This is a genomic window from Bacillus sp. NPDC060175 (genome assembly GCF_042728695.1).
GTDB lineage: Bacteria > Bacillota > Bacilli > Bacillales > Bacillaceae_G > Bacillus_A.
Map to the genome: position 1 here is coordinate 1 of NZ_JBHWYR010000150.1, position 5484 is coordinate 5484.

The following is a 5484-nucleotide window of genomic DNA, read 5'->3' on the forward strand; positions in this document are numbered from 1 at the left end:
GTATTTCTTGGCACCTTTTACATAAAATAAATAAATGTATTAAAAATGTACAAACCTAATTAAAAACCTACACATATAATGTATTCTACCTTTCTATTAACTTATTCAAGGGATTTATTTTATATAAATCCCTTCTTTAAGTGTTTAAATATTTCATTTAATCTACATAACATAATAATTCCTAAAAAAATAAGATAAGAGCCCTCCGCTCTTATCTTTTACCTATATTTACTTAAGGCGTTATTAAACTACGCGTCGAACACTAATAACATCTAGGCTCGTCACGTTAATGTTTGCAGCACCATCCACCCAAATAAGAAATCCATCCTCTACACGAATAAAGACCCCTGTTCCACCGATCTGATTTCCACCGATCTGATCTCCACCGGAAAAAACATTAATTCTGTCGCCTTCTCGTAAACCATCTAATCTTCTTCGTCCTTCAAAATTTCCCAATTGTCTTACCTCCTCACAGTCTTTCTTCATCGGCTTCTATTACGTTCAACACATTCACGTTATTTAAATTACTATTAAACTACGCGTCGAACACTAATAACATCTAGGCTTGTCACATTAATATTAGCAGCAGCATCCACCCAAATAAGAAATCCATCCTCTATACGAATAAAGACTCCTGTTCCATCGATCTGATCTCCGCCTGAAAAAACGTTAATTCTGTCGCCTTCTCGTAAACCATCTAATCTTCTTCTTTCTCCAAAATTACCCAATTCTCTCACCTCCTCATAATCTCTTTTTTTCGGTTTCTATTATGTTCAACACATTTACATTATTTAAAATGCTATTAAGCTACGCGTCGAACACTAATAACATCTAGGCTTGTCACATTAATATTAGCAGCAGCATCCACCCAAATAAGAAATCCATCCTCTATACGAACAAAGACTCCTCTTCCATCGATCTGATCTCCGCCTGAAAAAACGTTAATTTTGTCGCCTTCTCGTAAACCGTTTAATCTTCTTCGTCCTTCAAAATTCCCCAGTTCTCTTACTTCCTCACGTTCTTTTCTTCTTCGGTTTCTATTACATTCATCACATTCACAACGTTCTCTTCTTCTTCTTCGGTTTCTATTACATTCATCACATTCACATCTACGTTCAAAAGACATTTAATATACCCCCTTTTTCCTAAAAATTGTTATTTGCATTATATATTATGAAAGAAATGAATTAATTGATTAGACTTTCTTCCTCTATCAAACATCCAATTAAGCAATTTATCAAAAAAAAAATCACTAATTGTAACAATTGTACAAGCCATTTTGTATTACTTACATACATTAACAATGAGATGATAATCATCTTACTATACTCCAAACCCCAAATTACCAGTTCGTTAACTATCTTTAAAAGATAGAAAAAAGGACAGTTGAAAACTGTCCTTTTTTCTTATTTACAAAGATATATATTAGGGAAATTAAACACCTCTTACTAATAAATACATATATTATATAGTGCTCCAACACACTGCTAAATAAAACTCCACTAACAAAGAAAGAACTTATTTTCTATCTGTCAAGAATTTAAGTTCTTTTTTAGTTATTTTACATTCGTTTATATTAATGACAGGATTTTCCTCTTTCCGTATAATCGATTCTACGCTTTTTATCCTACGTTCCTTGCCCATGAGAGTTCTTCTCACTCTCAAAGAACTTTTGCAGCATGAAAGCTAAGATTCAGCAACTTCACATGTAGCATCACCACAATTCCTTTTTAATTATTTATTGGTTGTTCAGATAAATACGTATTAAACGCTTTAAATAAACAACTAAAACAACCTGATCAATTTCATTCCAAAATAGAGATTCTCCTAATTCACCTTAACTTTTTGTTTTTATAAACATCGCGGCTTTATTCAAAACTCCACGTCTTTTTTACAAATATCTTGACTCGGTTCTGGTGCAAAAACTTTGAAGTATATGAAAAAGGTCTATCAAACTTGGACATACTGATACTAGTACTCTAAAAAAGGATGTGATTGGTATGGAAAAGCGAAATCTATTCAAGTGGAAACATCATCAACCGGATATTAACTTATTAACCGTGAGATGGTACCTACGGTACAACCTCAGTTTTCGTGATTTAGTCGAAATGATGGAAGAACGTGGGCTATCCCTCGCTCATACAACTATCATGCAATGGGTTCATCAATATGGTCCCGAATTAGATAAGCGAGTACGACGTCATCTTAAATCAACCAATGATTCTTGGTGAGCCGATGAGACGTATGTGAAAGTCAAAGGTCAATGGATGTACCTATGTCGTACTGTTGATTCAAAAGGAAATACAATTGATTTTCATTTATGAAAATCAAGAAATCATAGGGCTACAAAGCGTTTTTTCAAGAAAGATTTGCAGTCTTTTCATGTTTCAAAACCCCGTGTGATTACAGTAGGCAAAACCCCGGCCTATCCTATAGCGATTGAAGAGTTGAAGAAAGATAAAAAGATGCCTGTAGGCATCCAAATAAGGCAGGTAAAATACCTTAATAACATTGTAGAGCAAGATCATCGTTTTATTAAAAAAAGAGTTCGTTCAATGTTAGGATTGAAATCTTTTCGTACAGCTAAATCTATTCTTTCAGGAATAGAAGCGATGCATATCATTAAAAAAGGCCAACTTATTTTACGAGACAATTCTGTCCAAAATGAAATGAAGTTTATTTATCAACTATTCGGAATGGCTGGATAAGAATAGATTCCATTAGGAATCTATATACCTCTTTCAAATAAATGCAATCCTTGCACCAGAACCGAAAATAATTCAAGAACATCCTTATTTGACACTCCCACCCCTAAAGGGGCAAGCTGACTAACGTCAGTGGGATTCTTGCTACCAAAGGCGAAGTCCATTTCTGGTATCGCTGACGTGCAAGATTGCGGTGTGCCATCACCACTCTCACGACAGACCGTATAGGTTCGTGAGCTACGGTACTATAACCATACCGTACAGATCCGTTGCGTGTTCATATGTTTTAGCGTCTTGTTCTTGACGACACATATCATTTTACCGATAGCGTGAATTCGGCTATCGAACTCCATATGATATCTTGTTTTCAAGGAACACATAGGCGTTTTAAAGACTTGTGCTTGTCTATCGTTCAAGTATAACCAAAACACAACTGTTTTTCTATGAAAAAGCGATGCTTTCATCCCATGCCTAAAGGCGGACTAAAGTCCGATATGGGCTTTCCCACATCACGAAATCTGTAAAAAGAATTGATAGAATGCGTGCGCGTGATCATGGTCACTAAATTTTGATTGATGTTAGGATTAGTGTTCCTGCACATTTAAGTATCCAGCAAGGACACGATATTTGTAGAGAGATAAAAACAACTATTATGAAACAGGATTCGGAAGTATACGAGGTATTAATTCACTTAAATCCGTGGTATGAAGAAAGATTAGTTCATTAAAGTTTTGAATTGTAAATGTAAGTAATTAAGAAGGGGCCTATCAATGAAGAATAATGTTGGTGATAATCTTGATATTGGTAGCATATTAGTTTATAGAATTCATTTTTGTGTATAAGGGGAATGGATACAATGGACAGAGTAGGAAAAGATGATTTTGTTTCTGGATTTGTACCAAAGCATAACCATGGTTCAGTAGATTATACATCTGTTGAAGTGGGGCACGTACATCAATGTTTAGATGTAACATCTCCACCAATTCCAGCACAAGATGGGGGACATATACATTATACGGAAGGATATGTTGTCTTCGAGGATGGACATACGCATTATTACAAGGCATACTCTGGACCAGCAATCCCAGTTGGGAATGGGATGCATGTTCATTATTACGATTTCTATACAACGGAAGATAATGGGCATAAACACCGTGTTAAGGGGGTAGATCAGCCCGCCCCAGGTGATAAATAAAGTTAATGCGAAAAAACCTTGTGTTGTTAAGGTGTAGTTTTTTGTTTGTTATTTTAATAATTAAAAACCTTAAAAGAAATTACTATACCTTCTAAATACACCATATTGGACTTATTTTTATACATAGCATAGTAGTTGGTCTTAAGGGGGAAGGAAGGGTTTTTATGTCTAAAGATCAGCCTATTCCTGAACACTTTATCATGGATACACAACGGACTATGCTGCTTCCACCAGAACTGAACGCAGCACCTTCAGAATCATTAACAGAACAACTATTTATTGAAAGGTCCTTAACTGAAAATCGATTTTGGTTAAGGATTATGAAGGAACATGCTCTTTTCCTCAGTGAGGGATTTAATCGGAATGATAAAAATTTAATTCAACAAGTAGAGAAATTTTTTCATCTGTTTGACCATCATTTACAAAAAGCATTTTCTGTTCCTCAAACTGTTCAAGCGGTTAGGTAATTAAATGAGGAAAGTATTCAGCTAGTTTATGTCTTTCGTAATTATAAAAGAAACCTTTTACTTTTAATTGTTAATTGTAAGGTGAAGGGTTTTAATTTTCCATTATTAGTAGATCATATCGCGCGTGAAGCAGGATATTTGGTTCTGGTGCAAAAAGATGATAAATAAAAAAGAATCAAGGATTCCTAACGAAATCACCTGTTAAGCAGTTAATCCAAACAGCTGGTTGATAAAAACATTCTGATTTTGGACCAGAACCTAATATATGTATTTATTAGTAAGAGGTGTTTAATTTCCCAAATATATATCTTTGTAAATAATAAAAAAGGACAGTTTTCAACTGTCCTTTTTTCTATCTTTTAAAGATAGTTACCGAACAGGTAATTTAGGGTTTTGGGGTATAAGATGATTATCATCTCATTGTTAATGTATGTAAGTAATACAAAATGGCTTGTACAATTGTTGAAATTAGTATTTTTTTTTTGATAAATTAGTTAATTGGGCACTTGATAGAGGAAGAACATCTACTCCATTAATTTATTTCTTTCATAATATATAGTACAAATAAGTTTTTTAGGAAAAAAGGGGTTATGTTAAATGTCTTTTGAACGTAGATGTGAATGTGATGAATGTAAAAGAAACCGAAGAAAAAGAGACCGTGAGGAAGCAAGAGAATTGAGGAATTTTGAAGGACGAAGAAGATTAAATGGTTTACGGGAAGGCGACAAAATTAGAGTTTTTTCAGGTGGAGATCCGATTGATGGAATAGGAGTCTTTATTCGTATAGAGGCTGGATTTCTTATTTGGGTGGATGCTACTGCGAATATTAATATGACAAGCCTAGATGCTATTAGTGTTCAACGAGTAATTTAATAGCATTTTAAATAAATATAAGTAAAAGATAGGGGGAAAGCTCTTATCTTATTTTTTTAGGAATTATTATGTTATGTAGATTAAATGAAATATTTAAATACTTAAAAAGAAGGGATTTATATAAGATAAATCCCTTTAATAAGTTAATAAGAAAGGTAGAATACATTATATGTGTAGGTTTTTAATTAGGTTTGTACATTTTTAATACATTTATTTATTTTATGTAAAAGGTGCCAAGAAATAC

Annotated in this window: 4 protein-coding genes and 4 pseudogenes; 5 read left to right on the forward strand and 3 right to left on the reverse strand. The window is 33.7% G+C overall.

Annotated elements, in window-relative coordinates; translation table 11 throughout:
* Nucleotides 1-243: 243 nt before the first annotated feature.
* The 3 genes and pseudogenes from ACFWDE_RS29695 to ACFWDE_RS29705 all read right to left on the reverse strand — a co-directional run bounded on the left by ACFWDE_RS29695 (nt 244) and on the right by ACFWDE_RS29705 (nt 1126).
* Nucleotides 244-456 (reverse strand): hypothetical protein, encoded by a 213-nt coding sequence (locus ACFWDE_RS29695; protein WP_377896291.1) that lies wholly within the window; start codon nt 454-456, stop codon nt 244-246.
* A 74-nt stretch (nt 457-530) separates the two neighbouring features.
* Nucleotides 531-787 (reverse strand): annotated as a pseudogene (locus ACFWDE_RS29700) (hypothetical protein); the annotation flags it as partial.
* Nucleotides 788-802: 15 nt separating this feature from the next.
* Nucleotides 803-1126, reverse strand: a complete 324-nt coding sequence (locus ACFWDE_RS29705; protein WP_377896292.1) for a hypothetical protein — start codon at nt 1124-1126, stop codon at nt 803-805.
* An 874-nt stretch (nt 1127-2000) separates the two neighbouring features.
* Here ACFWDE_RS29705 and ACFWDE_RS29710 point away from each other — a divergent pair.
* The 5 genes and pseudogenes from ACFWDE_RS29710 to ACFWDE_RS29730 all read left to right on the forward strand — a co-directional run bounded on the left by ACFWDE_RS29710 (nt 2001) and on the right by ACFWDE_RS29730 (nt 5240).
* Nucleotides 2001-2708: pseudogene (locus ACFWDE_RS29710) on the forward strand (IS6 family transposase).
* Nucleotides 2709-3225: 517 nt separating this feature from the next.
* Nucleotides 3226-3432: pseudogene (locus ACFWDE_RS29715) on the forward strand (cation transporter dimerization domain-containing protein); the annotation flags it as partial.
* 129 nt (nt 3433-3561) lie between these two features.
* Complete coding sequence (locus ACFWDE_RS29720) at nt 3562-3900, forward strand: YmaF family protein (RefSeq protein WP_264539837.1); 339 nt, start codon at nt 3562-3564, stop codon at nt 3898-3900.
* Between the two features lie 164 nt (nt 3901-4064).
* A pseudogene (locus ACFWDE_RS29725) lies at nt 4065-4511 on the forward strand (DUF2935 domain-containing protein); the annotation flags it as partial.
* A 453-nt stretch (nt 4512-4964) separates the two neighbouring features.
* Complete coding sequence (locus ACFWDE_RS29730; RefSeq protein ID WP_002151801.1) at nt 4965-5240, forward strand: hypothetical protein; 276 nt, start codon at nt 4965-4967, stop codon at nt 5238-5240.
* Nucleotides 5241-5484: the final 244 nt, after the last annotated feature.